This is a genomic window from Halomonas sp. AOP43-D1-4, from assembly GCF_052446175.1.
Classification (GTDB): domain Bacteria; phylum Pseudomonadota; class Gammaproteobacteria; order Pseudomonadales; family Halomonadaceae; genus Vreelandella; species Vreelandella citrativorans.
In genome coordinates this window covers 369,694-396,360 of record NZ_JBQSVY010000001.1, presented here as the reverse complement: position 1 = coordinate 396,360, position 26,667 = coordinate 369,694, and the positions used below count along the sequence as shown (strand labels likewise).

Sequence of the window (26,667 nt, the reverse complement as noted above, 5' to 3'; positions counted from 1 at the left end):
TTTATGATACCTAAGAAAATTCATTTTTGTTGGTTTGGTGGGCGTGAAATGTCTGCGTTGTATAAACAATGCGTTGAAACATGGCGCCTTGCTATGCCTGATTTTGAAATCATAGAGTGGAACGAAAATTCGATTGATCGAAGTCATCCATTTATCGCTTTCTGCTTGGAAAAAAAACAGTGGGCGTTTCTTTCAGACTATATGCGTATGGTGGCGTTGCGTGACCATGGAGGGGTGTACCTCGACGTAGATATTGAAGCCGTGCGCAGCTTAGAACCTCTGTTAAAGCATGACTGTTTTTTAGGTTATGAAGATGAAGGTCGGCTCAATACCGCCGTGTTGGGAGGTGTAGCGGGCCACCATTTTTTTCAGAATGCTATTGAGCTTATTGAAAGTCGTCATCGCGAAAACAAGCCTTTTCTGATAGCGCCAGAAGTGGCGAATATCTGTGTAAAAAAAGATGCATCAGACATTAAGCTGTTACCCTGGCCGTGTTTTTATCCCTATAATCCCTACGCCAAGGTGCACGATAGAAAGCAGCTTATGTATAGCTATATAGAGAAAGATACTTATTTAATACATCATTGGGGTAAAGGGTGGAAGATGAGCTTTGTTGAAAGGCTCAAAAGAAAGTTTTTAAATAGTTAGTGAGATACTAAAAGACCGGCTTCCAGAAAATTAAATACTCAGTGAGTGAGGGTGCAATGAAGGGGATTAATGTTGTATTAATGTTTCTGGGAGGCTGGTTTTTTTTAAGCGGTGGAGATATTGATGACAGAATACTAACGTTTGGGCAGCAATACAGTTTGATGCTTGCTGTATTGGCGTGTTTTGGTGTTATGGTTTTCGTTAGAGGAGTTGTATTAAGTCCTAAGATGTTTCTTTTTCCATTTTTGTTTTTCTATATGTTGTTAGTAGGTGTTTTTTTTGGAGGTTCAGAAAAGGAGATGGTCAAGGTTGCCGCTTTTAGCTTGGTTGTTGGGGTGGCCGCTTTCTCTGCTAATAAGTTAACGCTGTTGGAGTTTCTTGAAACAGTGGTAGTGTCGCTTTTTTTATTACTGATAGCCAATATTGCTGTGTCTGAATTTTTACCCCATATTGGATTAGAGGTCGGCAAGTTTGAAGGGGACTGGAAAGGCATTTACGATCAGAAAAATGCGTTGGGAAGAGTTGGAGCACTGCTGATAGTGTTTTCTATGTTGCTGATTTTTTATAGCAAAGATAGAGCAGTTCAACTGTATTCCGTTTTTGCCTTGATATCTGCTGCGATAGTTACGTTAAATGCAGGGTCACGCACTGGCCTTGCCACGGGAGTACTGGTCGCTCTAATTACATTTGCGTTCGGTTTAACGTATTATGTCTTGAAAAGTGACTATGTTTATAAGAAAACGTTTTTAGCGATTTTAGGTGCGGAAATTTCAATAGCGACATTGCTTGTGGCTATGAATACTGAAGTGGTTGGTTTGTTCTCAGGGCAAGATGGAATTAGTGTTTATGGTAAGTTTTTGTCTTTGACGGGGCGCCTAACGATTTGGGAGTTTGCGCTCACTCATTTGAGTGGTGTGCATTTTTGGTTTGGTTATGGGTTGGATGGGTTCTGGACAAGAGAAAATTTTTATTTGCTTGGTCCGATACAAGGAATGGGCGATTTTTTCCCAGAAGATGCTCATAACGGCTATGTTGATATCATTATTCAAGGTGGCCTGTTGGGAGTAGTGCTGTATGGCGTTATATTTTATCTTATTATAAAAAGCCTTGTAAGAAACGATTGTTTTGGATTCAAGGAAATGGTAGTTTGCTTCGCAATTTTGACACTTTTTTTGCTTTCAAATATAACGGAATCCTATACAACTAAATCTACTAATGTCATTAATTTTCTTTTTGTGTACATCGCAGCATTTATTTTTATGAGCGATAGTGGCAGCAAGAAGGTTCGTGTTTTTCCTTTAGATTATATTAAGAAGCATCTGAATAGGGTGGTAAATAAATGAGTGTCGAAGCCAATCGACAAAAAAAGGGGGTTGTCTTTTCAGAGCGCTTCCCGCCAAAAGTCATATTTCCAGCGCTGGATATATTGATTATTTTTCTTTGCGGGGTAGGGGTCTATCTACTGAGATTTGACACCATCGCTTTGCATGAACGTTATGTTCTCGCTTTGACATGTATATCGCTAATCGTCGTCATGGTTAATAGCTCCACAGGCAGCTATAAACGTTGGCGCGTATCTTCCACAATAGATTTACTCAGTAAGTTGCTATTTGTATGGCTTGCCGTGGGTATCGTCGTTACATCAATTATATATTTTGCAGATGCATCGGAGCGTTACTCTCGATTATGGGTGGGGTTCACGCTGCTGAGTTCCTTTATGCTGGCCGCAATCGCCCGGGTGCTTGTGCAGTTTGGCCTGCATAGTATTCGTCTTCGTGGAGGGGCCCGGCGGCCGATATTCTTAGTGGGCCCTGGTCAAAACGTGCTTAAGGTTGCCAAGGGAATGAGAGCTGCTGCCTGGGAGGGGCACTCTATCGCAGGGGTAGAGCGCTTTCATACAGTATCGCCCCCTACAGATAATCAGCTAAGAAATATATCGGATAGGATTAGCCGCTCTGGTGCTGCTGAAGTCTGGATATGTGCCCCGCTAGAAATGGGGGAGACCGTACATGCCCTGTTTTATGCGCTAAGAAACCATACCGAGGATATTCGGCTAATTCCTGACTTTAAAGATATGCGCCTACTGAACCATCGCACCAGCGAAATGGCCGGACACTTGGCCATCGACCTGAGTGTGTCGCCTATAAATGGTATGGCACGTTTTTTTAAGCGCGCAGAAGACATTGTGTTGGGTACGCTCATTACACTAATGATTTTGCCCGTGTGTGCTGTTATTGCCGTCATCATTAAAATGACATCACCAGGGCCTGTCTTGTTTAAGCAGTACCGAACAGGCTCAAGCGGTAAGGTGTTTAAAGTATATAAATTCCGCTCTATGAAAATTCATAAAGAAAAGCAAGGCGTCGTGACGCAAGCGACCAAAGGAGATAGCCGTCTTACACCGATAGGCGCCTTTCTGCGCAAAACCTCATTAGATGAATTACCGCAATTTTATAATGTGTTGCAAGGAAGGATGTCGATAGTGGGGCCACGTCCTCATGCACTAGCTCACAACGAGTATTACAAAGAGCTTGTGGAGTCCTATATGCGGCGGCACAAGGTAAAGCCAGGGATTACAGGTTGGGCTCAGGTGAATGGGTTAAGAGGCGAAACCGATACGCTGGAAAAAATGCAAAGACGCGTCGAGTACGACTTATGGTATGTCGATAACTGGTCTATCTGGCTCGATCTTAAAATCATTTTTATGACTGTTTTTAAGGGGTTTAAGCATAAAAATGCATATTAATGAGATGTTGTCATGATTTTATTAACAGGCGGCGCAGGTTATATCGGTTCTCATATCGCAGTAGAGCTACTGGGGATGGGGGTAGAGGTAGCGATTGTCGATAACCTCTGTAATAGCAATCGCAGTGTTATTGAGCGTATAGAAAGCATTGCGCAGCGCCCGGTTGTATTTTACGAAGGCGATATCCGAGACGCTGCTTTACTAGCTTCAATCTTTGAGAAGTGCCCAATTGAGGCGGTGATCCATTGCGCAGGATTAAAAGCGGTGGGCGAGAGTGTCACCATGCCGCTGGCGTATTATGACACCAATGTTTACGGCTCTATATGTCTGTGCCAGGCAATGCAAAAAGCCAATGTAAAAAAGCTGATCTTTAGCTCATCGGCGACTGTCTATGGTCCTGATGCCGAGGTGCCTTATTTGGAAAGTATGCCCAGAGGCGTGGCTACTAGCCCGTATGGTGTCTCCAAAGGAATGGTAGAAAAAGTGCTGGAAGACCTTGGTGCGAGTGACCCTGATTGGTCGATTGTCGTGCTACGTTATTTCAACCCCATTGGTGCGCATCCGACAGGGTTAATTGGTGAATCTCCCCAAGGCACGCCCAATAATCTGATGCCCTTTATCAGCCAGGTAGCGGCTGGAGTGCTTTCAAAGGTAATGATTTTTGGTAATGATTATTCAACCTCGGATGGCACCTGTGTGCGTGATTACCTGCATGTGGTAGATCTTGCTGTCGGTCACCGTGCCTCGCTGCGGGTACTGGACCGCCCGGGTATGCATTATTACAATCTGGGCACGGGATGTGGGACCTCGGTATTAAATATGGTGCAAAGCTTTATTGAAGTCACCGGTGTTGATATTCCTTACCAGTTTGCGCCACGCCGCGAAGGGGATTTAGCGGCATTTTGGGCGAACGTATCCAAAGCCGAGCATGAGCTAGCCTGGCGCGCTGAAAAAACACTGAATGATATGTTGTCGGATACATGGCGCTGGCAGCAGTACGCCATTGTTCACGGCCATTAAGTAGAGTGATAATGAAGCCCGGCACGACGCGATCAATGCCCATGGAAATGACGTAATAAGTGGCAGATCTGTAAGCCAACGCCTGTGCAATAGAACGGCAGGCGAGGTAAGAGGCGATAACCTCTTTCTGGTTCGGGTTTTAGCTGTGGTAGCATTCTCGCTCTTTCTGTTGCCACTTGTCGCAGCGCTTAACGAAGGATGCCTGTCTTGAAGCCTGTCATGAATACGCATGTACCCCATGCGTCACCTGCCTTTCCACTCATCCTGAGCGATATCGCCGTTTTTCTGCTTACCAGTATTGCCCTTATAGTGCCAAGCGGTTACTCGTTAGGCGCTTTGATCCTGGTGCTTGCGGGTACTTATTTATTAGTTCGGTGGCGTCTCCCAACGCTGGCACGAGAAGATTGGCTGATTGTTGCGTCGCTTTGCGCCTATGCGCTAGTTGAGATAATTGAAGCGCTATGGGATGGGCAGGGTAGTAGTGGAATAGATAAACCAATACGTTTTGTGCTGGCCGTTCCCGCTCTGTGGTGGGTGTTGCGCTACCCGCCCAGGCTATCCGTTATGTGGGTCGGTATTGCCATTGGCGGGATAGGAGCGGGCAGTTGGGCCAGTTGGCAGAAGTTGGTTGAAGGTATTGAAAGAGCGCAGGGATTTACGCACGTTATCCAGTTTGGCAACCTGAGTATGCTGTTAGGGGTGCTTTGCCTGGCAGGCTTGGGGTGGGCGTATAGTCGAGATCAGTACCGCGCATTTTGGGTAGCCCTGCTACTGGGTGGATTCTTCGGTGGTGTGCTGGGGTCTCTCTTCTCCGGGAGCCGAGGGGGCTGGATTGGTTTTCCGTTTGTCATGCTTGTGCTCTATCGTGCCTATGGGAACTATCTTGCTACCTGGGTAAAGCTGGCCATCATTGGTTCGGTATTACTGGCGTGTGTAGGCGTCTATTCAATACCTCAAACAGGGGTGCAAGATCGAGTGGCCTATACCATTATTGACCTTAACAATTATATAACGGGCGAGAACCGCGCTAACTCCTTGGGCGCTCGGTTTGAAATGTGGCGTGGAGCCAGTCATTTAATAGCTGAAAAACCGCTAACCGGTTGGGGGACGCAAGGCTACATCAAGGCAATGCAAGAATTGGGTGAGCAGGGCGTTATTGATGAGCGAGTCACACAATATGGTCACGCTCATAATGAATTCATGGATGCATTTGCAAAACGAGGGTTGTTAGGTTTAATCGTTCTGCTAGGGCTCTTTCTTGTACCAATGCGCTTATTTGCCAAACAGCTAAAAGCACAAAACCTGGCAACGAGGGCGGTTGCTACTGCCGGTGTGCTGCTGCCTGTTACGTATATAGACTTTGGGTTATCTCAGGCGTTTTTAACCCACAACAGCGGCGTGATGATGTATGCATTTTTGCTGGCTGTATTGTGGGGAGTTTATACGAATCAAAAACGAAGAACTCCTCAGGAGGCCGTATCGTAATCATTGGGTAATAGGAGAGCCACTGTCAGAAAGCCGACGTTAAGCGTCGGTTTTTTTTGATTTTATTCGCTAGGTTATAACGCTAAAAGAAATGAACAGCTATATGTACGCTGACGGTGTAGAGCCAGGCCGCCTAATCCCTTACAATGTTCTTGGTAAATTTCGAAGTAAATGTAAATCAACTACATCCGCACAGCGTTGGGCAAGGGAATACGCCCGTTACAATCCCTGGGCGGTAGCGTGCCTTTTTTTGGAAATTACTATGCCAAATACCTCTATTTTTTTAATAGCGCGACCGGCTCGCATGCTGCTGGCCGCGCTAGGTATCGTTGCAGTCAGTGGATGCGCGACGAATTATCCTTCCGGCAGCGCTTCTCAACAGCCCCACTATGTGCTGAGCAGTGATGCTGCCAAGCCTATCCTTGATGAAAATATTAATGGCTTTTTAAGTCAGGCACCGGCAGGCGGTATCGTGAGTGCTGCCACAAGCCCGTGGGGTGACAATATTGAGATCGTAGCCGACGAACCCTATATGGCTGCCAGTGGTCGCGAATGTCGACGCTTGCAAATTATTGCCATGGGCGGTGAGGCACGACGTGCCTTGGTGTGTAAAGTTTCAGAAAATTGGGTAAATCAGCGAGTCATAACGCAAACAGCAGAAGGGCGCCTTTAATGAATCTGTTTGTCGCACGTAAGCGCACATACTTATCGAAAGCGCTGACCATCGTTTCGCTAGCTTGTTTCGCCGCGTTTAGTGCACCTGTCTATGCGCAAATTCTTAGCCTGCCTGATGAGCTCTCAGGCCAGCAAAGTGGTCAGTCGCAGTCATCATCGGGCCAAGGGCAAGTGGAGGACATGCCACGAGCCGATTGGCGCAGTGGTACCTACGGGCCAATTGCCACACCGCCCCGCGACCCGGATGCACTGCCCCCCTTTGGATATAACCTCTTCACAGGTGGCTTTCGCGGCGCCATGGGCGATGGACTGAATGCCGATTACCGAATCAAGCCGGGCGACCAGGTAACCGTGCGTGCCTGGGGTGCTTTTGAGCTAGACCGCGTGCTCCCGGTTGATGCGCAAGGCAATATTTTTATTCCTGGTTCTGGCCCCCTAAATGTAGAAGGCCAAAGTAGCCAGCAGGTTGACAACAGCGTTCGCCAAGCGATTACCTCCGTCTATCCAGATAATGTAGAGGTGTACACCAACCTGCAAGGCGTCCAGCCCGTCGCCGTTTATGTCACAGGTTATGTGCAAAACCCCGGGCGCTATGCCGGTACGCCCGATGACTCGCTGCTCTACTTTCTTGACCAGGCAGGCGGGATCGAACAAAACCTGGGCAGCTATCGCCAAGTGCGCGTAATGCGCAACGATCGCCTGGTTGCAACGGTGGACCTCTACGACTTTTTGCTTAACGGCACCATTGCACGCCCGCAATTCCAGGATGGCGACACCATCGTTGTGGAAGAGCGCGGCCCGGCGATTGCGGTTACTGGAGACGTGCACAGCGAGATGCGCTACGAGCTAACCAGTAACACGCTTAGCGGCGCCGAGCTTTTAAACCTGGCGCGGTTGAAAAGCGGTGTCTCCAACGTGCTACTGCGTGGTCATCGTACCGATGGTCCTATCGCTCACTATTTCCCTATCGCCCTGTTTGCTGGCCAAACTATTCGCAGTGGCGATGAAGTCACTTTCACCGCCGACCAGCGCAGTGAAACCATCGTGGTCGAAATAGAAGGCAGCTACTTCGGGCCTTCACTTTACGCCTTGCCGCGCAATGCTCGCCTAAGTGAACTGCTTGATGCCATTGCCGTACCTCCCAATTTAACCGCTGTCGAGAGTGTCTCCCTGCATCGTGAAAGCGTCCGCGAGCAGCAAGAGCAGGCGCTTGAAGATAGCTTGCGTCGCCTGGAAACCACGTACTTAGGCGCGACATCACGCACCGACGAAGAAGCGCAAATTCGCCTTCGCGAAGCCGAGCTTATCGAGCGCTTTATCGAGCGCGCACGGGATCTTGAGCCCAGTGGCCGTTTGGTGGTCGCGCAAGACGGCAAAATTTCAGATATCCGCCTCCAGGATGGCGATGTGATTACCATTCCTGAAATCAGCGACTCTGTCCTGATCAGCGGTGAAATCGTGGTGCCCCAAGCCGTGGTGTACCGCCCCGGTATGAGCGTGATCGACTATGTGAATGGCGCCGGTGGCTTTACTGAACGGGCCAATGAAAATCAGATTCTATTGGTACGCCAAAACGGTGCCGTAGAGCATGCCAAAAACTCACCGTTGCGGCCTGGTGATGAAATCCTCGTCATGCCCAGGGCTCCGGTACACAACTTGCAGCTTGCCTCTACGCTTACCCAGATGCTCTTCCAGATCGCCGTAACCACCCGCGTCGCGCTTGATCTCTAGAGAAGTGAGTGGTGAATAGTGAGGGGTGAGGAGTAAGTAGAAGGATTCTCGGGTGCCCTTGTAGCGCGCGGTAACGAGCGCAGCGAGGCACCCGCGAAAGGCGGCGCCCGCCGCCCGAAGCCGCACCCGCACATGCAAAAATTCATGACAAACAACACGTACCTTAAGGCAGCAACACGCCATGGCTGATACTCAAGCAACACCCCGGGGTGCCCGTACGCCTTGGCAAGTGACCCGCAGCGTGTGGTATGCCATGTTCATGCGCGAGGCAATCTCACGCACCATGGCAGATCGTATGGGCTGGTTCTGGATGATTTTTGAGCCTGTTGCGTTTGTCGGCATTATGGTTGGCGTGCGCAGCTTTATCCGTGGTGACCGGTTGGTCATCAACGCGGAGTTTATTCCGTGGCTGATTGCCGGCTTGTTGGGTTTTAGCTTGGTACGAGAAGGAATGCTGCGCGGCATGGGGGCTGTCGACGCCAATAGTGCTCTATTTGCGTATCGCCAAGTGCAGCCCGTTGATCCTGTTCTCGTACGCAATTTTTTAGAAGGTGCACTACGCAGCCTGGTATTTCTGGTATTTATCTGCGGCGGGTTAATGCTAGGGCTGGACATGTACCCTGATAACGCTATACGGGCGATGTACGCATGGCTCTCGCTTTGGTGTTTGGGGCTGGGGGCCGGGTTGGTAACGTCTGTGGCCGCTTCACTAGTACCTGAAGTTGGTAAAGTGATACGCATGTTATCACTACCATTGTTAATCGTTTCCGGGGTGATTTTGCCACTCAATAGTTTGCCGCATTGGCTGCTTGAGTACCTGATGCTAAACCCTATCCCGCATGGATTAGAAACACTTCGGCTGGGTTTTTTCGATAAATACCAAGTGGTCCACGGTACTAGCATGCTCTATTTTTGGTTGTTTACCCTCACTTTGATGTCGGTAGGTCTATTAATGCACCTACGTTTTGTTGACCGTTTAAAGGCAAAATAATCCATGCAGCGCTCTGTACGCCGTTTTTTTACCCAACACCCTCAATGGGCGACCGCGCTTGTTGCTATCCTTCTGGTTTCCTTTTATTGGTTTGTCTGGGCGCAGTCTCGCTATGTGTCCAGTGCAACGGTGGTGCTGGAAAGCCCCCAGGTAGCTGCGCCTGAAATCAGCTTTGCATCCATAATGGGAGGGGGCGGGAGCGGTAATACACACGATTTATTGTTATTGCGTGAGCACTTGCTCTCGGTAGACATGCTGCGCAACTTGAATGAAGCGCTGAATATTCGTCAGCATTACAGTGAACACGGTGATTTTTTTGCCCGACTACGTAACGCTGATGCGCCCATTGAAGAGCTGCACAAGTATTACCTGCGCCGCGTAGATGTTGAGCTGGATGAATACGCGGGCGTACTGAATATCAGCGTACAAGCATTTACGCCAGAATTTGCGTACGACATGACAGAGTTGCTTCTAAAAGCGGGCGAAGATCACATGAACCAGATGGGGCACCGCTTGGCCGAGGAGCAAGTGCTGTTTCTGGAACAGCAGATGGTAAGGCTAGAGGATCGTTTTCGCGAAACCCGTGCGGAGCTGTTGGATTTTCAAAACGAGTATGGCCTGGTATCTCCCACCGCCACCGTTGAAAGCTTGAACCAAGTGGTTGCCACGCTGGAAGGGGACTTGGCCCGCCTGCAAGCCCAACGCGATGCTATGGCCAGCTTCCAAAGCTCGCAATCTTCTGAACTACGCCAGGTAGAGCGCAATATTACGGCACTAAGAGATCAGATCAGCGAACAGAGCGAGCGCTTGGCCCAGGCCGCAGGTGGCGCACTCAACCGCGTTTCTGCCGAGTACGAAACACTGGAACTGCAAGCGCAGTTTGCTCAAGAGACTTACTCTAGTGCTTTAGCCGCGTTGGAAAACACTCGCTTGGAAGCGGCACGCCAGCTCAAGCAGGTAAGCGTACTGCAAAGCCCGCTATACCCCGAATACCCAACCGAACCCAGGCGGCTATACAACAGCACCGTATTTGCCATCATCACCATTTTCCTCGCCTTCATCCTCAGCATGATCATCATGATCGTAAAAGATCACCGAGACTGATGACGGCGAACGGCGAACGGCGAACGGCGAACGGCGAACGGCGAACGGCGAACGGCGAACGGCGAACGGCGAACGGTGAAAACCAACCCCGGCACCGCTTCGCGCTGCTCCCGCGGGTGCGCTGCGCTTACCACGCGCTACGAAATATCTACCCTGCTGGTCGTGTAGCGCGCGGTAACGCTTGCGAGGCACGAGCAAACGGCACCCGCGAAAGGCGGCGGAACGACGCCCCGGATGCGCCCCAACGCTCAACCCCGGCACCGCTCCGCGCTGCTCCCGCGGGTGCGCTGCGCTTACCACGCGCTACAAAATATTTACCTGGTGGTTGTGTAGCGCGCGGTAACGCTTGCGAGGCACGAGCAAAAGGCACCCGCGAATGGCGGCGGAACGACGCCCCGGATGCGCCTCGATGCCCAACCCCGGCACCGCTTCGCGCTGCTCCCGCGGGTGCGCTGCGCTTACCACGCGCTACGAAATATCTACCTGGTGGTTGTGTAGCGCGCGGTAACGCTTTGCGAGGAACGAGCAAAAGGCACCCGCGAATGGCGGCGGAACGACGCCCCGGATGTGCCCCAAGGCCTAACCCCGGCACCGCTTCGCGCTGCTCCCGCGGGTGCGCTTCGCTTACCACGCGCTACAAAATACCAACCCTGCTGGTTGTGTAGCGCGCGGTAACGCTTGCGAGACACGAGCAAAAGGCACCCGCGAAAGGCGGCGGAACGCCGCCCCGGATGTGCCCCAAGGCCCAACCCCGGCACCGCTTCGCGCTGCTCCCGCGGGTGCGCTGCTCTCGCGGCATAAAAATGCACGTCCTTGAGCAGTACTCTTCAATGAACGGCGGAAACGCAATTGGGTCTATACTGCTGGTAAATGCTGGTCGATCAACAAGTTTTCGCGCAGTAAAAAAGCATATCCAATTATTGGAGGAGCGCTTTGGTGATGAAATCAAAAATATCTTCGGAATACAAACCTCAGCCCTCACCGTCAACGAAGCAAGTTATCTCGTCGGCTTTAGAACCGCTGACGAGATCCGAAATCGATGCGTTAAGGCAGAAAAAGAAACAACTAAGCGGTTATTATCAAAAAATTATTCAAGCTAGGGTCGCTAGTAGATGCTAGGCACACCTTCGAGTAGCGCGCGGTAACGCTTTGCGAGAAACGAGCAAAAGGCACCCGCGAAAGGCGGCGGAACGATGCCCCGGATGTGCCCCAAGGCCTAACCCCGGCACCGCTTTGCGCCGCTCCCGCGGGTGCGCTTCGCTTACCACGCGCTACAAAATACCAACCCTGCTGGTTGTGTAGCGTGCGGTAACGCTTTGCGAGGCACGAGCAAAAGGCACCCGCGAATGGCGGCGGAACGCCGCCCGGATGGCGCCTCCATGCCTAACCCCGGCACCGCTTCGCGATGCTCCTGCGGGTGCGCTGCGCTTACCACGCGCTACGAAATATCTACCCTGCTGGTTGTGTAGCGCGCGGTAACGCTTTGCGAGGCACGAGCGAAAGGCACCCGCGAAAGGCGGCGAAACGCCGCCCCGGATGTGGCACCAATGCCTAACCCCGGCACCGCTCTGCGCTGCTTCTGCGGGTGCGCTGCGCTTACCACGCACTACGAAATATCTACCCTGCTGGTTGTGTAGCGCGCGGTAACGCTTGCGAGGCACGAGCAAAAGGCTCCCGCGAATGGCGGCGGAACGACGCCCGGATGTGCCCCCATGCCTAACTCCGGCACCGATTCGCGCTGCTCCTGCGGGTGCGCTGCGCTTACCACGCGCTACGAAATATCTACCCTGCTGGTTGTGTAGCGCGCGGTAACGCTTTGCGAGGCACGAGCAAACGGCACCCGCGAATGGCGGCGGAACGACGCCCGGATGTGCCCCCAATGTTCAATCCCGGCACCGCTACTTGGCTTCGGTGAAGCCCCTAGCAACACCAAAAAAGGAGCCTCATGCTCGATATTATTCACCACGGTGGCGCAACAGGCGTAACCGGTAGCTGCCACCAATTGATACTGAATAACGAGCATTCACTACTCATCGATTGCGGCCTCTTTCAAGGCGAAGACGCGGAAGAAGACAGCTTTGAACAGCTCCAAATCGAATTTGATATCAGCACCGTACAGGCGCTTGTTATCACTCACGTACATATTGACCACGTAGGCCGTTTACCCTACTTGCTGGCAGCTGGCTTCAAAGGCCCCATCATCTGTTCCGAGCCTTCTGCCAAGCTACTGCCCTTGGTCATTGAAGACGCGCTAAAAATTGGCTTTACCCGCAACACACAACTGATCCAACGCTTTCAGGAACAGCTGGAAAAGCAAATTGTTAGCGTGCCTTACAAAACATGGCACCGCATCGTTGAAGATGAAAATGGCACCACCCGTATCAAGCTCAAACGGGCAGGGCACATATTAGGCTCCTGCTACGTTGAAGTAGCACACCAGGCGGCCAATGGCGAAAAAGAGCGTATCGTCTTCTCTGGCGACTTGGGCGCTCCCCACGCGCCGCTGTTACCCGCGCCTACATCGCCCCACGGCTGCGACCAGCTAGTGCTGGAAAGCACCTACGGCAACCGCACCCACCCGGACCGCCGCCAGCGCCGTGCTGTTTTAAGAAAAGCGATAGAACAAGCGCTAGCCAACGGCGGCACGGTGATGGTGCCCGCCTTCAGCATAGGCCGCACCCAAGAGCTGCTCTACGAGCTGGAAGGCATTATTCATGAAGCCAAAAACAGCCAGTGGAGCACGCTCGAAATTATCGTCGATTCACCGCTGGCCGCCCGCTTTACCAAGGTATACCGCGAGCTCAAACCCTACTGGGACGATGAAGCCCAAAAGCGGCTAAAAGGGGGCCGACACCCGCTCAACTTTGCCAGCCTCTACACCGTAGAAAGCCACACCGAACACGAGCAAACGGTTGAATATTTAGCCAAAACCGGCAGGCCCGCCGTGGTAATCGCCGCCAGCGGCATGTGTGCAGGCGGGCGTATTATGAATTACCTAAAAGCCATGCTGGGTGATGCCCGCCACCAAGTACTGTTCGTAGGCTACCAGGGCGCTGGCACCCCAGGCCGCGCTATACAGCAATACGGCCAAGGCGGCTGGGTAGAAATTGACGGCGAGCGAATCGACATTAAAGCAGGCGTCACCTCCATCAGTGGTTACTCGGCCCATGCCGACCAAAAAGACCTGCTCAATTTCGTAAAACGCATGCGCCGCTGGCCCCACACCATCCGCTTGGTACATGGTGACCAAGCGGCTCGTGTTGAGTTAAAAAAAGAACTGGAAGCGCTCTATCGGCGTAAAGACAAGCATTTGAGGATCGTAAATTTCTCCTGAAATGCACAGATAGGTTAAACGATCAAAAAATTAGTAATCTCAATGTTAATACTGAGACACCATGAAAAAGATAGCGGTAGCAGGTACTGGTTACGTTGGCCTTTCAAATGCTATGCTGCTGGCCCAGCATAACAGCGTTATAGCGGTAGATATTGTTAAAGAGAAAGTAGACAAAATTAATGCTCGCCAATCACCGATTGTTGATGCGGAGATTAGCAGCTTTCTTAAACGCGATGATCTTGACGTTAGCGCAACGAGCGACTCCGAACGTGCCTATGCGGCAGCGGACATTGTGATTATTGCTACGCCAACCGACTATGACCCCACCACCCATACCTTTAATACTCAAAGTGTTGAGGCGGTGATATGCCAAGTTATCAAGGTTAACCCCAGTGCGCTAATGATTATTAAATCTACTGTGCCGGTAGGTTTTACAGTTAAAGCCAGTCAACGTTTTAATACCAAAAATTTGATTTTCTCGCCGGAGTTTCTCCGCGAGGGTAAAGCCCTTTACGATAACCTTCACCCTTCACGCATTATTGTAGGTGAGCGCTCAGAGCGAGCCGAGCACTTTGCTAACCTGCTCAAACAGGGCGCCATTGAAGAAGAAGTGCCGGTAATACTGACTAACAGTACAGAAGCTGAAGCCATCAAATTGTTTGCCAACACCTACTTGGCCATGCGTGTAGCCTACTTCAACGAGCTTGATACCTACGCTGAAACTAACGGGCTGGATACGCGGCAGATTATTGAGGGGGTAGGGTTAGACCCACGTATAGGCAGTCACTACAACAATCCTAGTTTTGGCTACGGCGGCTACTGTCTACCTAAAGACACGAAACAACTGCTTGCTAACTATCAAGATGTGCCCAGCAATATGATTCAAGCAATTGTGGATGCTAACCGTACACGCAAGGACTTTATTGCTGAGTCCATACTGAAGCGCAACCCTCACGTGGTCGGTGTGTACCGACTTATCATGAAGGCAGGCTCTGATAATTTTCGGGCCAGCGCTATGCAAGGTGTTATGAAGAGATTGAAAGCCAAAGGAATTGAAGTCATTGTGTTTGAACCCACACTACAAGAAGAATTTTTTTTCAATTCACGCGTTGTTAATGATTTGGCAGCATTTAAAGAGGAATCGGATCTTATCCTGAGTAATCGTGTTGTTAGCGACTTGGATGATGTTATAGCGAAGGTTTATACGCGTGATCTGTTTGGTAGCGACTAATTAAGTATTAGAAGTAAGCGGGGTTGTGGTTTTAAAGACTCATTTGTCAGCCTTGAACATGTAAAAGTATCAATTTTGCTTTTGGATAAATATTCAAATGAATAAAGTTTTTTTTATTACCGGCGGTGCGGGGTTTATTGGTTCAGCAGTAGTGCGTGAACTCATTCAACACACACCGCACCAGGTGATAAATATTGATAAGCTGACGTATGCAGGTAATCTGGAATCGCTCAACGGCATTGAAGGCAATGCCCGCTATACATTTGTGCAAGCGGATATTTGCGATGCTGCGGCGATGCAGCAACTCTTTGAAGCGCACCAGCCTGATATAGTGATGCACCTTGCGGCTGAAAGCCATGTAGACCGTTCCATCGACGGCCCCGCCGAATTTATTCAAACCAACGTCGTGGGCACTGCCGTACTCTTGGAAGCGGCACGCAGTTACTGGAATAGTTTGGAAGGCGAGCGTCGCAATGCCTTTCGCTTTCATCACATCAGTACCGATGAAGTGTATGGCGACCTGGAAGGCACAGAAGACCTGTTTACCGAACAAACCCCCTATGCGCCCAGTTCACCTTACTCCGCCAGCAAGGCCAGCTCAGACCATCTAGTACGTGCCTGGCAACGCACGTACGGCCTGCCCACGCTGATAACCAACTGTTCTAATAACTACGGCCCCTATCACTTTCCGGAAAAACTGATTCCGTTGATGATCCTCAACGCCTTGGCAGATAAACCGCTGCCGGTATACGGGGATGGGCAGCAAATCCGCGACTGGCTTTTTGTTGAAGACCACGCTCGTGCGCTCATCAAGGTAGCAATGGAAGGGCAGGTAGGTGAAACCTACAATATCGGCGGCCACAATGAAAAAGCTAATCTTACTGTAGTCGAAACGCTTTGCGACTTGCTGCAAGAGCTGGTGCCAAAAGATGCTTCCTATCGGGAGTTAATTACCTTCGTCACTGACCGGCCAGGCCACGATGTGCGCTACGCCATTGACGCCAGCAAAATCGAACGTGAGTTAGGTTGGGTACCGCAAGAAACCTTTGAAACTGGCCTGCGCAAAACCGTTGAATGGTACCTCGCCAACGAAACCTGGTGGAAGCGCGTTCAAGATGGCAGTTACCAAGGTGAGCGCTTGGGTAAGGCATGATAAAAGTATGTTTTGTAATGCGTTGATAAAGGCATGGTAGCGATATTTTGTAGCGCGTGGTAAGCGCAGCGCACCCGCGGGAGCACCGCGCAGCGGTGCCGGGGTTGGAAATGCGGTGGCGCATCCGGGGCGGCTTGACGCCGCCATTCGCGGGTGCCTTGCCGTTCGTTCCTCACGGCGCGTTACCACGCGCTACAATGTGTGCAGCCATCTGTTAGGGGATTCTTGTAGTGCGTGGTAAGCGCAGCGCACCCGCAGGAGCACCGCGCAGCGGTGCCGAAGGCCACCACGGCAACAATCAAGGCTCCAAAAGCGAAAAAGGATTTTCCATGAACATTTTCATCACCGGCAGCAATGGCCAGGTCGGCTTTGAACTCCAGCGTCAATTTGCCCTTTTCGGTAACATTCTGGCACCCACACGCCAGGAACTCGATTTAACCAATGCCCAAGCCGTTGATGCTTTTCTTGCCGAGCACAAGCCCGCATTAATCCTAAACGCCGCCGCCTATACCGCCGTTGATAAAGCTGAAAGTGAGCCAGAGCAGGCAAAGCGCTTAAACACTGAATTACCCGCCCAACTGGCACACTATGCCGCCCAGCACGATATTCCCCTGGCGCACTACTCAAGCGATTACGTATACCCCGGCAATGGCACCGAGCCTTGGCAAGAAGATAGCCCCACTGGCCCATTAAGCGTTTACGGCCAAACTAAGCTGGAAGGGGACAACGCCATCGCTGAAAGCGGCGCCAACTACCTCATCTTCCGCACCAGCTGGGTATACGCCGCGCGCGGCCATAACTTCATGAAAACCATGTTGCGGCTTGGGCGCGATCGCGATGCGCTCAACATTGTGGATGACCAAATAGGCGCGCCCACCCCCGCACGCCTAATCGCCCAAGTAACGGCACTGGCTTTTACTCCCCATGCTTCACACTTCACCCCTCACGTAATATCCGGCGTTTACCACCTTGCGCCACGGGGTGAAACCAGCTGGCACGGCTTTGCCTGTGAAATTTTCAAGCAAGCGGGTAAATTAGATGAAGAGCTGACTATTCAGGCAGGGCGTGTAAGCGGAATACCCACAAGCGATTACCCTACGCCCGCTCAGCGCCCGCTTAATTCGCGTATAGCGCTCAACAAACTGGAAAATGCACTAGGCATCATCATGCCTACTTGGCAAAGCCAGCTGGCCCTAACACTGCAGGAGTATTGTGAGGAGTAAGATGTCACACCCCAAACATTACACCTCATAAAATCAGGATTTCAGGAATGAATACCTCACCCATCACACCTCACCCATCACAAAGAAAAGGCATTATTCTGGCGGGTGGCTCTGGTACACGCTTGCACCCCATAACCCGGGGGGTGTCAAAGCAGTTGCTACCTGTTTACGATAAACCGATGATTTATTATTCGATCTCGGTGCTGATGCTGGCAGGCATACGTGAGATTTTAATTATTTCTACGCCAGAAGACCTGCCCCAATATAAAAACCTTCTTGGCAGCGGCGAAGACTTCGGCCTGCAATTTGAATACGCCGAGCAGCCATCGCCCGATGGCCTGGCGCAAGCCTTTATCATTGGCGAAGCATTCATCGGAAAAAGCCCGGTTTGTCTTGTGTTGGGCGATAACATCTTTCACGGCCAGCACTTTTCAGACCAGCTTAAACGAGCCAGTACGCAGCCTAACGGCGCCACAGTGTTTGGCTACCTGGTAAAAGACCCTGAACGCTTTGGCGTTGTAGAGTTTGACGAGGCGGGCAAGGCAATCTCGATAGAAGAAAAGCCTAAAAAGCCCAAGTCTGCCTATGCCGTTACCGGCCTTTATTTTTACGATAATGACGTAGTAGACATCGCTAAAGCGGTTGAACCCTCTGAGCGCGGCGAACTTGAAATTACCAGCATCAATAACGCGTATCTTAAGCGGGGTGACCTAAACGTCGAACGCTTGGGGCGTGGTTTTGCCTGGCTGGACACAGGCACCCACGATAGCCTGTTAGAAGCCAGCCAGTACGTACAAACCATTGAGCATCGCCAAGGCCTCAAAATCGCCTGCCTGGAAGAGATCGCCTGGCAAAATGGCTGGATTAGCGATGAGCGCTTGGTAGAACTCGCCAAGCCGCTGGCTAAAACCCAATACGGCCAATACCTGCAACGTCTTTTAAAAGTGAGGAGTAAGACATGAGGAGTGAGGCGTTTTGCCCTTCACACCTCACATTTTACCCCTCACTCCTCACGGTTTAACTATGCACTACGAAAAACTCGCCATACCGGATGTCGTTCTTCTTACCCCTAACGTTTTCGGTGATGAACGCGGTTTCTTTATGGAAACCTTTCGCCAAAATGAATTTGAAGCCCATTGCGGCAACTATCAGTTTGTGCAAGATAACCATAGCCAATCGGCTCAGGGCATTTTGCGCGGCTTGCATTACCAGTTGCACCAGCCCCAGGGAAAACTCGTGCGGGTCACTCGTGGTGAAGTGTTCGATGTGGCCGTCGATATGCGCAAAAGCTCGCCCACATTCGGCCAGTGGGTAGGTGCTATGCTAAGCGAAGAGAACAAGCAAATGCTGTGGGTACCGCCGGGGTTTGCTCATGGTTTTTACGTGACTAGTGAAAAAGCAGAATTCCAGTATAAATGTACGGACTACTACGCTCCGGGGGATGAAGTATCGCTACGTTGGGACGACCCTGCGCTCGATATTCAATGGCCGCTGCTCACTAATCAACCGCCGCAGCTTTCAAGCAAGGATCAGCAGGGCCTATTATTTATTGATGCACCATATTTCAGGTAGCACATGATTGAGATACGCAACCTCTATAAGCGCTACCACAACCACCACGGTAGCGATTGGGTATTGAAAAATATCAACCTTACCATTCCCCCCAAGGTGAGCGTGGGCCTGATAGGTGCCAATGGTGCGGGCAAGTCAACGTTACTACGCTTAATTGCGGGTATGGATAAACCTGAACGAGGCGAAGTGATTCGTCATAGCAAGGTTTCTTGGCCCGTAGGGCTGTCAGGTGGTATGCAGCAAAATATGACAGCACGACAAAATGTAAAATTCGTTGCTCGGGTTCACGGTAGTTCCAGCGAAGATGTAAAGCGAGTCATTAAGCATGTAGAAAACTTCGCGGACATAGGCACCGCGTTCGACGAACCTGTCAGAACCTTTTCCTCAGGGATGCGCTCGCGTGTCTCGTTTGGCTTATCGCTCGCATTTGATTTTGATGTCTACATCTCTGATGAAGCAACCGCCGTGGGCGATAAAAACTTTAAAGCCAAGGCAAAAGCCGCCTTTCGGGAAAAAACGGGCAAGGCCAGTCTTATCATGGTCTCGCATAGCGAAGGCATACTCAGAGAGCTTTGCCAGGCAGGTATATTTATTAACAAAGGCGAAGCCACCTGGTTTGATAGCATCGACGATGCGATTGATGCTTATCACAAGGCATATGGTCTGGTTGAGTCTGAGCGGCTCAAAAAAACGCGTCAAGAGGTCACTGCATCAAGAAAAGTGTTTAGAGAAGCCAAGATTATTTATAAAGAGGCAAAAGATAGCAACAGTGTGTCACCAAAAGAGTTAGTAGAACTAAAAAGCGACATGAATGCCAAACTTCGCACATGGCGGAAACAAAAAGCTGAGCTGAAGTCGCTTCAAGAAGCCAACGACGACGAATAGATTCTTTACAGGTGGCTATTAAACACTATGTTCTCAACACATACAGACAGTATTGCGCACGCCAACGACATCGCCTCCCTACAAGCCTGGAAAGACTTTACGTTCAGGTTCTGGGAAGATAATGCGCCAACCATAAAAGAAGAGCAAAGCCGCCAGCTATTTCACAGCGGGTTCTACAGAAGCCGAGCAGGCCTGTACGATTTAACGGAAAACGACCTTAATGCCTACCTGAGTGATTACCAGTCACTTAGGCTGCAATCGATTAACCAAAAATACCAAACCGTCCTCTCCGACCGTGTGCTATGTGGCCATGTGTTGGCCAATTACTTCGACGTTGAAAAAAACATCTGCATCATTTCCAAGAATGGTGCCCAGTGGTTAGAGTCACCGTGGTGGACAACCGGAAATACAGCGCCTGGCGAGGTGCACGTGCATTCGCTCGCACCGGATAGCCATGCGCAGTACCGCAAAATAAAGCTGGCTGAGAGCAGTGACTCGCAAGTGTTTCAAAAAGCATTTATTAACCAGTTGGTTGAAGAAGCGCAAGAACACAGCGAAGCGTTGATCATTTCCACAGCGCCAGTCCAGCATAGTTGGCTAACAAAAGTAAGCCCTGAAGGCTACCATTTGCTGCATGTCTTACTGGTACGTGAGCCCGATGAAGGGTTACCTGAAATAGCCGCTGCCAGCTTAACAATAGGCCGTGCAGCAACCCTCTCCAGCACACCCGCGCGGGTAGAAGAAGGCGCGCTCAGTGCCAGTATCAATCCTCAAACGGGCTTAATAACAGCATGCCGCGGGCTTAACCAGCAGGGCACGATAGACACCTATGTGCAACATCCTGACACTGCCATAACCCTTGCCGGCGAACACCTGCCTAACTGGGAAGCGATAAGAAAAGCCCTGCTGCGTTTCTTTGATCAGTCATCATATTTGCACGTTTGCAGTCTAAGCTTTGTGATTACCGAAACAGGCGTATCTTTCTTTGGTACCAACACCGACGTTATGGCAGCACACCAAATGCATCAACCACTACTTGAACATGCCAGCATTGCTAATCACTTGAGCAAGGTGAGTGGCTAGTTATGCAAGCGCAACACGTCGTGCCAACGCACTATATGTCAACGCTATTCAAAACGCTTGAGTGGCGCCTAAAAAGGCGGTTGGGTTATCAAGAGGCTATAATACGAGCAGAGGTAGAGCAAAGTGGCTACTTCCATTCAGAATGGTATCTTGCTAATTACCCCGAGTTGCTCAATGAGCCCAGCGCCGTAAAAGACCCACTAGGTTATTACCTGGCTAGCGGGATACAGCAAGGTCACAACCCTGGGCCGGGGTTTCATACCCAGTGGTATCTGGAAGAGTACGATGATGTGCGTAACGCTTCCATGAACCCGTTACTGCACTATTTGCGTTTTGGCCGTGAAGAAGACCGCAGGCCAACGCCCTTTCTGGGCGGTGTGCAAAGCATGATGCACAAGCAAGGAAGCGCAAACCAGCATCGCGTGATTTACAAAACACGCAGAAGCGTAGACCTAAGCCATGTTGGCCGCGTCAAAAGACTAGAGCACTTTGAGGGCGTGCAAACCTGGCGCGAATTTAGCCACACTTTTCGGGGGCAGCAGGGAAGCCTTTCCCAGCAGGAAGCAGAATACCTACATAATCGTGGTTTTCTACCCAACCGAAAGCGCTTTTACAAGCTGCCAGATACGCGGGTAGATGCCTATATCAGCGACCTTCAGGTTAGTTTGCTAGCCCAAACAAACGGGTCAATGCAACCGTTGTTGGAAAACACAGAACTCCAGTGGCAGCTCTACAGCCAGCGCATACCGATGGTTGCCAATCCCGTAATGACGAAGCAAGCACAGCCCACAGGGCCGGTTCTTAAAGTTATATTAATCATGGACCCCGCAGGCGCTGGGCTGGTGCCTCTCGCAGTTGTGGCTACCAAAAAAGCGACGGCTGCCACCGTGGGCATGGCGCTTAGCATGCAGCTATCGCCCAATAGCGGCCGCACCCGAAGCGTTGTACGTTTTAACACCAGTGGGACGATCGTCGGGCCTAGAAAACCGGTACCTTGGGAAAAATACCGCTACAAAGCTGCTTGGCAACAAGCCAGTAAAGACATTATTTTTCCTATTCAAAAAGAGTCGCTTTACTCTTTTGTTCAAGTGGATATCGATATTTCAACGCCGAACCCAATGCTGATTCGACTTGCAGCTGCTCCTACGGTGGAAGATTTCCAGGTACACGGTCCGTTAATGCAAAGCCAAACAGCTATCGACTTTATGCGTGAGTTTGGAATATGAAGCGAGACACCACCTTTTGGGCCCCCAGGCACTCATCTAAAACCACCCCAGACACTCGGGAAGCGCAAGCGGTAGAACTGAGCGATACAGTGCTGCCGAAGGATCATCACAAGCGTTTAATGGAAAGTCTTAAAGAAACCGACCAGCTTACACTGTTAAAGCGCTTTACGCTGGATTTTCATGCCGACCCTGATTTGGCAAGCCTTAGTGAAGAAGACGCCCAATTCTTCTACGAGCGTGGCTTTCTACCTGAAAAGGCAAGGCTTTATGGGCTCAACCGCGACAACATCGACCGTTACTTAAGCGATGTTCAGCGTTGGCTTACCCGGCTAGTCAATGGCCCTTATAGTGTTGTTTTCAATAATAAAATACTATTTGATCAGGTGTTCGGCCAATATTGCAACGTACCACGTACCGTTGCGGTATGCCGACAGGGCAGAGTAATCCCTCATACTGACCTATGGCAGCAGGTCGAGGCAGGCCAAGCAGGCCCGCTAATGTTAGTCGCCAAACCCTTGGGCGGTGGGGGCGGCGGCAGTGTTTACTTTATTCGTATAGATAAGCGCCATGCCGTAGTAGAAACCAACGATGCAACAAACCCACGCTTTAGTGTAAAAGCCGAAGCATTAGGAGAAGTGTTTAGTCGGCAACGGGTGCCGTTTATCATTAATGAATATGTACAACAAGGCGAGTTTTCCAAACGGCTTTATCCACTTACGGTTAATACAGTGCGTGCTTTAGTTGTTCGTAACGCAACAACTGGCGAGCCTTGTTTAGTACGGGCAGTGTTAAGAGTAGGTAATAGCGAATCTTATCCCATCGATAACTTCTCGCTAGGCGGGTTAAGCATAGATATTAACAAGGAAACAGGAGAGTTAGGCCATGCAGTAGCAGCAGCTGGGCGGTTTACCGGGCAGCGATGGACAACACACCCTGATACTGGCGAAAAAATCATGGGTGCTTATATTCCTAACTGGAATGCATATAAGAATAAATTAATAGCAATATTCAATAAACTAACGTACCTAAAGTACTGTGGCTTCGACTTAATACTTCAAGATGATGATTTTGTTGTGTTAGAGGGAAACAGCTATAGTCAGGTGAGACTTTTTCAAATGCATAAACCCCTGTTTAGCAACGAGAAAGTTACTGAGCTATATGCTAAGTATGATATCATGCAACAGTGTTAAGTATAATTAACATGTGTTGCTTGTCTTATTAACTTGTAACTAAAACTGTACCAGAGGTGGACGTATGAAAATTTGTAATACAGAAGTGGTTCTTTTGAAAAATAAACCACTAAGCCGTTCTGAACGCGAGGCAGGCGCACAAGATACACCAGCACGCGAGCCAAGCGATTACTCGATTTTCATAAGAATAACAGGAGAGCATGATGGGGCTTCCTTAATAGGTTTAGGTGAAGCGCGACCAACAAGTGCCAGCGGTGAATCGCTGAACAACGCCTTGCGCTATGCTCGAAAAATGGCAAGACGCCTTATCGGTAAGCAGCTAGACCTGACATCCCAAACGCCTACCGAGCAAGTGAATGACGTTGTCCAAAACGTCATCAGTGATATTTTTGGCATTAGTGGCAATGGCGCAAGTCAGCAACGCCCAAGCCCTTCTGTTTGTTTTGCAACTGAATGCGCACTGCTGGATTTGATTGCTAAAAAGCAGGGCGTTAGCGTTGCACAGTTAACCTGCTCAGATGAGCCAGCCGCTGTTGAGCGCAATGTATACAATGAGCCTCTCAAGAACCCTGAGCGGTTGTTGCGCTCTATTGCTAAAGGAAAGCAAGTGAGTGGCTGGCTTCGTCGTGGTAAGCGTATCACTGGAAAAGATGCCAGTGCTCTAGTGAACTCACTGCTATTCGCACTATCTGGCCATACTCACGATCTTAACGGTATTATCCTTAATGCTGGACAGCGTTGGTCAACAGATGAGTGGAGCGATTTCTGCGATGAAGTTGCCCTTACTGGCTTGGCAGCTAAGCAGAATGTAAACGTTATTGTAGAAGATCCCTTCCACGAAGACGCTGATGCTTTTTATCAGCAAGCATTCGCCAAAATGGAAAGCACGCCAGTAAGCATTATGCTATCTAAGCCAGTATGGGGTCGCGAGTCCATTAACCGTCTCGCTGCTTACCTACCCCATGTTGAGCTTAAAATTACTCCTCAAAAAGCAGGCGGCTACCACGAAGTGCTGGAAGCTGAAAAAGAAGCAGAGCAACACGGCTTCAGCAAAGGCATTTTCCTAGCGGGTATTAATGGCACTACCAACCATAACACTATCGCTATGGTATCGTTGGCAAGTGCAATGCGCTTTAATCGTTATTTCTCAACTTCATTCAAGAAAGAGGGAAAAACGCGGTTAGTGTATCCGTGTGTTACGCTTGAGAATAACAAACTACAAATCCCAGAAGGGCCAGGTTTTGCAACCAACCTGTGCCGTTCGGGAGCGCGCAAGCGCTTGCAGGCATTGCACGCGTTTAACGTGGACGGCCGTACCAATAAGCGCGAGATGCGTAAGGCACTGTTAGAAAGCGTCTATGATGATCGATTTATTGACCGCGAACTGGCAGAGCAAGAGCGTTACAGTTACTCTGACAAAGCGCTAGAAACCACCCTCAACTCGACTCATTAATGGTGTTGTAAATGTCGCAAGACCCTTTTTATGTTACACGCATCGAGCTAATCGCCTATGACAAGCCATATAATGAGCCTGTTGCGCACAACGTAAAGGCAAGTGGTGCACAGCAGGTAAATTTTTACCTTAAAGTGGCTGTTGACTGTGCGGGTGAAGAGCGTGTAACTGCTATAGAGGGGGGGCTGGGACAGCGACGCGGTAAGCCAATGGCTGCCCGTTACTGGGATTACCTGGAAACAGTGGCATCACGCCTAATGGGCAGCCAACTGACATCTGAGTCTCTGCAGAGCGGCAACATGCCAGTTGCCGCTAGAAAGTGGGTAGAAGCCACCGAGAGCTTGATTGATAACGCAGGCCCACTCGATAAACGTCAGTGGAGCAAGATACAGTCTGCTGTTACCAGTACCCACAAGCTACTTGGCAAGGTATTCAAAGCGCTGGCACAGGAAGAGGCAGTCGAAAAGACTGCTTCAGATGCTGCGTTAGTAGAAGCACTGTTCTCACGGGCACAGAATGTTCTGTACCTGCCCGAGGCAGCGCCGCCGACGTATACCTATCAGCCCACTATCAAGGGTAAGCCTCAAACCCCTTCAGAATCGCTATCTCCCAACAGTTCTAACGACACCGTGCTTATGCTTCCATTAGGAACGATGGATGCAAAAAGCCACTTAATGGAGCGTGAGTGTGTACGCCAGGGCTACAACATCCTGCGTACTGGTAAAGGTGTTTTTACGGCGGATAACAACGGCCAGCGCTTCTATTTCAAATTAAGTCGTTCGCCGTTGGTGAGTATTGATGCTATTTCGCTATGTACCCACAAAGAAGCGACGCGTGAATTTTTAGCGCCACTAGGCTTTCCTGTTCCTCGTGGGAGAATGTTCCCCGCCGGTGATTATGACAATGCGACGAAATTTGCCAATCTGATCGGCTACCCCGTTGTTGTAAAACCTGCGACAGGGGTTCGTGGTATTGGCGTTGTGCCAAACATTACCAGCGATACAGAATTAAAAAGTGCTTTCCATGTGCTTGAAAGCAGTAAGCTAGGCCATGACGACTTTATCGTAGAAAAACACATATTCGGTGAAGACTACCGGATTATGGTAATTGGCGGTACGGTGCGTGCTGCAACGCTAAGGGCACCCGCGAATGTGACAGGCGATGGGAAGCATAATATTGCCGAACTGATACTTATTAAAAACCGCTACCGCCAAAATATTCCGCACTTGAAATCACGACCTATTGTATTTAGCGAAGCTACCCGTTATCAGCTGGATAAACAGGGGTTAACACTTCATAGCGTACCAACGGCTGGCAAGCAGATTATCCTGTCTGGTTCATGTAATCTCTCCCAAGGCGGGGACAGCGTCAATATCCTACATGAAATGCATCCAAGCATTATCAAAGTGGCCGAGGATGCTGTTAAAGCTGTGCCAGGGCTTGATTACTGTGGTATCGACTTTTTGATCGAAGACCACCGTAAACCCGTAGGCGAAACCGATATAGGTATTTGCGAACTTAATGCCCATGCTGCGATTGGAACCGCGTGTTACACCATGTTTGGTGAGCCGGTAAACGTTCCAAGAGATGCTATTGAAGAAGCGCTGGTCAAGCATAATTTACCGTTGACGCCATTGCCTGAAGATAACATCGCAGTAAAAGTAAATATTCGCGGCAAAGTAACCGGTGTTGGTTACCGTAAGTGGCTGGCTCGTCACGCGCAGCGTAGTGGGCTAAAGGGATACGTGAAAAATGTAGGGCCAAGGGAGGTAGAAACGGTGTTGCAAGGATCGCTAGTAGGTATCACCGCGCTTACCACTGCGTGTATTCGTGGGCCATCCGAAGCGCTGCCAACCTCGGTTCGCACAACGCATCTTGAATCAGCTCACTTCGATGAATTCACTCTCATTCCCTGAA

Annotated in this window: 23 protein-coding genes; all 23 read left to right on the top strand. The window is 50.2% G+C overall.

What is annotated here, in order from left to right:
• Window positions 1–3 precede the first annotated feature (3 nt).
• The 23 genes from ACT3RQ_RS01795 (at window position 4) to ACT3RQ_RS01685 (ending at window position 26,666) form a co-directional block, all read left to right on the top strand.
• Entirely contained in the window at window positions 4–648 is a 645-nt protein-coding gene (locus ACT3RQ_RS01795) for a glycosyltransferase family 32 protein (RefSeq protein WP_444679855.1), read from the top strand.
• Between the two features lie 56 nt (window positions 649–704).
• On the top strand, window positions 705–1,991 hold the full coding sequence (locus ACT3RQ_RS01790) for an O-antigen ligase family protein (RefSeq protein WP_444679854.1): 1,287 nt from the start codon (window positions 705–707) through the stop codon (window positions 1,989–1,991).
• On the top strand, window positions 1,988–3,394 hold the full coding sequence (locus ACT3RQ_RS01785; protein WP_444679853.1) for an undecaprenyl-phosphate glucose phosphotransferase: 1,407 nt from the start codon (window positions 1,988–1,990) through the stop codon (window positions 3,392–3,394). Before ACT3RQ_RS01790 ends, ACT3RQ_RS01785 begins: the two co-directional genes overlap by 4 nt.
• Window positions 3,395–3,406: 12 nt before the next feature.
• Complete coding sequence (galE, locus tag ACT3RQ_RS01780; protein WP_444679852.1) at window positions 3,407–4,414, top strand: UDP-glucose 4-epimerase GalE; 1,008 nt, start codon at window positions 3,407–3,409, stop codon at window positions 4,412–4,414.
• A 219-nt stretch (window positions 4,415–4,633) separates the two neighbouring features.
• Complete coding sequence (locus ACT3RQ_RS01775; protein WP_444679851.1) at window positions 4,634–5,899, top strand: O-antigen ligase family protein; 1,266 nt, start codon at window positions 4,634–4,636, stop codon at window positions 5,897–5,899.
• 262 nt (window positions 5,900–6,161) lie between these two features.
• On the top strand, window positions 6,162–6,572 hold the full coding sequence (locus ACT3RQ_RS01770; RefSeq protein WP_444638662.1) for a DVU3141 family protein: 411 nt from the start codon (window positions 6,162–6,164) through the stop codon (window positions 6,570–6,572).
• On the top strand, window positions 6,572–8,305 hold the full coding sequence (locus ACT3RQ_RS01765) for a polysaccharide biosynthesis/export family protein (RefSeq protein WP_444638664.1): 1,734 nt from the start codon (window positions 6,572–6,574) through the stop codon (window positions 8,303–8,305). The genes ACT3RQ_RS01770 and ACT3RQ_RS01765 overlap by 1 nt, the downstream gene beginning before the upstream one ends.
• A gap of 181 nt (window positions 8,306–8,486) precedes the next feature.
• Entirely contained in the window at window positions 8,487–9,296 is an 810-nt protein-coding gene (locus ACT3RQ_RS01760; protein WP_444638665.1) for an ABC transporter permease, read from the top strand.
• A 3-nt stretch (window positions 9,297–9,299) separates the two neighbouring features.
• Entirely contained in the window at window positions 9,300–10,400 is a 1,101-nt protein-coding gene (locus ACT3RQ_RS01755) for a chain-length determining protein (RefSeq protein ID WP_444638666.1), read from the top strand.
• A gap of 830 nt (window positions 10,401–11,230) precedes the next feature.
• Window positions 11,231–11,500 (top strand): hypothetical protein, encoded by a 270-nt coding sequence (locus tag ACT3RQ_RS01750; RefSeq protein WP_444679850.1) that lies wholly within the window; start codon window positions 11,231–11,233, stop codon window positions 11,498–11,500.
• Window positions 11,501–11,746: 246 nt separating this feature from the next.
• Entirely contained in the window at window positions 11,747–11,869 is a 123-nt protein-coding gene (locus tag ACT3RQ_RS01745; protein ID WP_444679849.1) for a hypothetical protein, read from the top strand.
• A gap of 476 nt (window positions 11,870–12,345) precedes the next feature.
• Window positions 12,346–13,734 carry an MBL fold metallo-hydrolase gene (locus tag ACT3RQ_RS01740; protein WP_444638670.1) on the top strand — a complete coding sequence of 463 codons (1,389 nt, stop codon included), beginning with the start codon at window positions 12,346–12,348 and terminating at the stop codon, window positions 13,732–13,734.
• 61 nt (window positions 13,735–13,795) lie between these two features.
• Window positions 13,796–14,965 carry a nucleotide sugar dehydrogenase gene (locus tag ACT3RQ_RS01735; protein WP_444679848.1) on the top strand — a complete coding sequence of 390 codons (1,170 nt, stop codon included), beginning with the start codon at window positions 13,796–13,798 and terminating at the stop codon, window positions 14,963–14,965.
• A gap of 97 nt (window positions 14,966–15,062) precedes the next feature.
• The gene (gene rfbB / locus ACT3RQ_RS01730; protein ID WP_444679847.1) at window positions 15,063–16,118 is read left to right on the top strand and encodes a dTDP-glucose 4,6-dehydratase; all 1,056 of its coding nucleotides are present in this window, start codon (window positions 15,063–15,065) and stop codon (window positions 16,116–16,118) included.
• A gap of 329 nt (window positions 16,119–16,447) precedes the next feature.
• Complete coding sequence (gene rfbD / locus ACT3RQ_RS01725) at window positions 16,448–17,341, top strand: dTDP-4-dehydrorhamnose reductase (RefSeq protein WP_444679846.1); 894 nt, start codon at window positions 16,448–16,450, stop codon at window positions 17,339–17,341.
• 47 nt (window positions 17,342–17,388) lie between these two features.
• Window positions 17,389–18,303: a glucose-1-phosphate thymidylyltransferase RfbA gene (rfbA, locus tag ACT3RQ_RS01720; RefSeq protein ID WP_444676543.1), complete on the top strand. Its 915-nt coding sequence runs from the start codon at window positions 17,389–17,391 to the stop codon at window positions 18,301–18,303.
• Between the two features lie 61 nt (window positions 18,304–18,364).
• Window positions 18,365–18,913, top strand: a complete 549-nt coding sequence (rfbC, locus tag ACT3RQ_RS01715; protein WP_444638948.1) for a dTDP-4-dehydrorhamnose 3,5-epimerase — start codon at window positions 18,365–18,367, stop codon at window positions 18,911–18,913.
• 3 nt (window positions 18,914–18,916) lie between these two features.
• Window positions 18,917–19,798 (top strand): ABC transporter ATP-binding protein, encoded by an 882-nt coding sequence (locus ACT3RQ_RS01710; RefSeq protein ID WP_444638677.1) that lies wholly within the window; start codon window positions 18,917–18,919, stop codon window positions 19,796–19,798.
• A 27-nt stretch (window positions 19,799–19,825) separates the two neighbouring features.
• A complete protein-coding gene (locus tag ACT3RQ_RS01705) occupies window positions 19,826–20,881 on the top strand; it encodes a sugar-transfer associated ATP-grasp domain-containing protein (RefSeq protein WP_444638678.1) in 1,056 nt (351 codons plus the stop codon).
• A 2-nt stretch (window positions 20,882–20,883) separates the two neighbouring features.
• Window positions 20,884–22,107 (top strand): hypothetical protein, encoded by a 1,224-nt coding sequence (locus ACT3RQ_RS01700; RefSeq protein ID WP_444638679.1) that lies wholly within the window; start codon window positions 20,884–20,886, stop codon window positions 22,105–22,107.
• Window positions 22,104–23,297 (top strand): sugar-transfer associated ATP-grasp domain-containing protein, encoded by a 1,194-nt coding sequence (locus tag ACT3RQ_RS01695; protein WP_444679845.1) that lies wholly within the window; start codon window positions 22,104–22,106, stop codon window positions 23,295–23,297. The genes ACT3RQ_RS01700 and ACT3RQ_RS01695 overlap by 4 nt, the downstream gene beginning before the upstream one ends.
• Before the next feature lie 64 nt (window positions 23,298–23,361).
• A complete protein-coding gene (locus ACT3RQ_RS01690) occupies window positions 23,362–24,750 on the top strand; it encodes an enolase C-terminal domain-like protein (RefSeq protein WP_444679844.1) in 1,389 nt (462 codons plus the stop codon).
• A gap of 11 nt (window positions 24,751–24,761) precedes the next feature.
• Window positions 24,762–26,666, top strand: coding sequence for an acylphosphatase (locus ACT3RQ_RS01685; RefSeq protein ID WP_444679843.1), 1,905 nt, complete (start codon window positions 24,762–24,764; stop codon window positions 26,664–26,666).
• Window position 26,667: the final 1 nt, after the last annotated feature.

Excerpts from the sequence above, each read along its gene's own strand:
- ACT3RQ_RS01795 (WP_444679855.1), top strand. The coding sequence starts at position 4 with ATGATACCTAAGAAAATTCATTTTTGTTGGTTTGGTGGGCGTGAAATG.
- ACT3RQ_RS01790 (WP_444679854.1), top strand. The coding sequence starts at position 705 with ATGAAGGGGATTAATGTTGTATTAATGTTTCTGGGAGGCTGGTTTTTT.
- ACT3RQ_RS01785 (WP_444679853.1), top strand. The coding sequence starts at position 1,988 with ATGAGTGTCGAAGCCAATCGACAAAAAAAGGGGGTTGTCTTTTCAGAG.
- galE (WP_444679852.1), top strand. The coding sequence starts at position 3,407 with ATGATTTTATTAACAGGCGGCGCAGGTTATATCGGTTCTCATATCGCA.
- ACT3RQ_RS01775 (WP_444679851.1), top strand. The coding sequence starts at position 4,634 with ATGAATACGCATGTACCCCATGCGTCACCTGCCTTTCCACTCATCCTG.
- ACT3RQ_RS01770 (WP_444638662.1), top strand. The coding sequence starts at position 6,162 with ATGCCAAATACCTCTATTTTTTTAATAGCGCGACCGGCTCGCATGCTG.
- ACT3RQ_RS01765 (WP_444638664.1), top strand. The coding sequence starts at position 6,572 with ATGAATCTGTTTGTCGCACGTAAGCGCACATACTTATCGAAAGCGCTG.
- ACT3RQ_RS01760 (WP_444638665.1), top strand. The coding sequence starts at position 8,487 with ATGGCTGATACTCAAGCAACACCCCGGGGTGCCCGTACGCCTTGGCAA.
- ACT3RQ_RS01755 (WP_444638666.1), top strand. The coding sequence starts at position 9,300 with ATGCAGCGCTCTGTACGCCGTTTTTTTACCCAACACCCTCAATGGGCG.
- ACT3RQ_RS01750 (WP_444679850.1), top strand. The coding sequence starts at position 11,231 with ATGAACGGCGGAAACGCAATTGGGTCTATACTGCTGGTAAATGCTGGT.
- ACT3RQ_RS01745 (WP_444679849.1), top strand. The coding sequence starts at position 11,747 with ATGGCGGCGGAACGCCGCCCGGATGGCGCCTCCATGCCTAACCCCGGC.
- ACT3RQ_RS01740 (WP_444638670.1), top strand. The coding sequence starts at position 12,346 with ATGCTCGATATTATTCACCACGGTGGCGCAACAGGCGTAACCGGTAGC.
- ACT3RQ_RS01735 (WP_444679848.1), top strand. The coding sequence starts at position 13,796 with ATGAAAAAGATAGCGGTAGCAGGTACTGGTTACGTTGGCCTTTCAAAT.
- rfbB (WP_444679847.1), top strand. The coding sequence starts at position 15,063 with ATGAATAAAGTTTTTTTTATTACCGGCGGTGCGGGGTTTATTGGTTCA.
- rfbD (WP_444679846.1), top strand. The coding sequence starts at position 16,448 with ATGAACATTTTCATCACCGGCAGCAATGGCCAGGTCGGCTTTGAACTC.
- rfbA (WP_444676543.1), top strand. The coding sequence starts at position 17,389 with ATGAATACCTCACCCATCACACCTCACCCATCACAAAGAAAAGGCATT.
- rfbC (WP_444638948.1), top strand. The coding sequence starts at position 18,365 with ATGCACTACGAAAAACTCGCCATACCGGATGTCGTTCTTCTTACCCCT.
- ACT3RQ_RS01710 (WP_444638677.1), top strand. The coding sequence starts at position 18,917 with ATGATTGAGATACGCAACCTCTATAAGCGCTACCACAACCACCACGGT.
- ACT3RQ_RS01705 (WP_444638678.1), top strand. The coding sequence starts at position 19,826 with ATGTTCTCAACACATACAGACAGTATTGCGCACGCCAACGACATCGCC.
- ACT3RQ_RS01700 (WP_444638679.1), top strand. The coding sequence starts at position 20,884 with ATGCAAGCGCAACACGTCGTGCCAACGCACTATATGTCAACGCTATTC.
- ACT3RQ_RS01695 (WP_444679845.1), top strand. The coding sequence starts at position 22,104 with ATGAAGCGAGACACCACCTTTTGGGCCCCCAGGCACTCATCTAAAACC.
- ACT3RQ_RS01690 (WP_444679844.1), top strand. The coding sequence starts at position 23,362 with ATGAAAATTTGTAATACAGAAGTGGTTCTTTTGAAAAATAAACCACTA.
- ACT3RQ_RS01685 (WP_444679843.1), top strand. The coding sequence starts at position 24,762 with ATGTCGCAAGACCCTTTTTATGTTACACGCATCGAGCTAATCGCCTAT.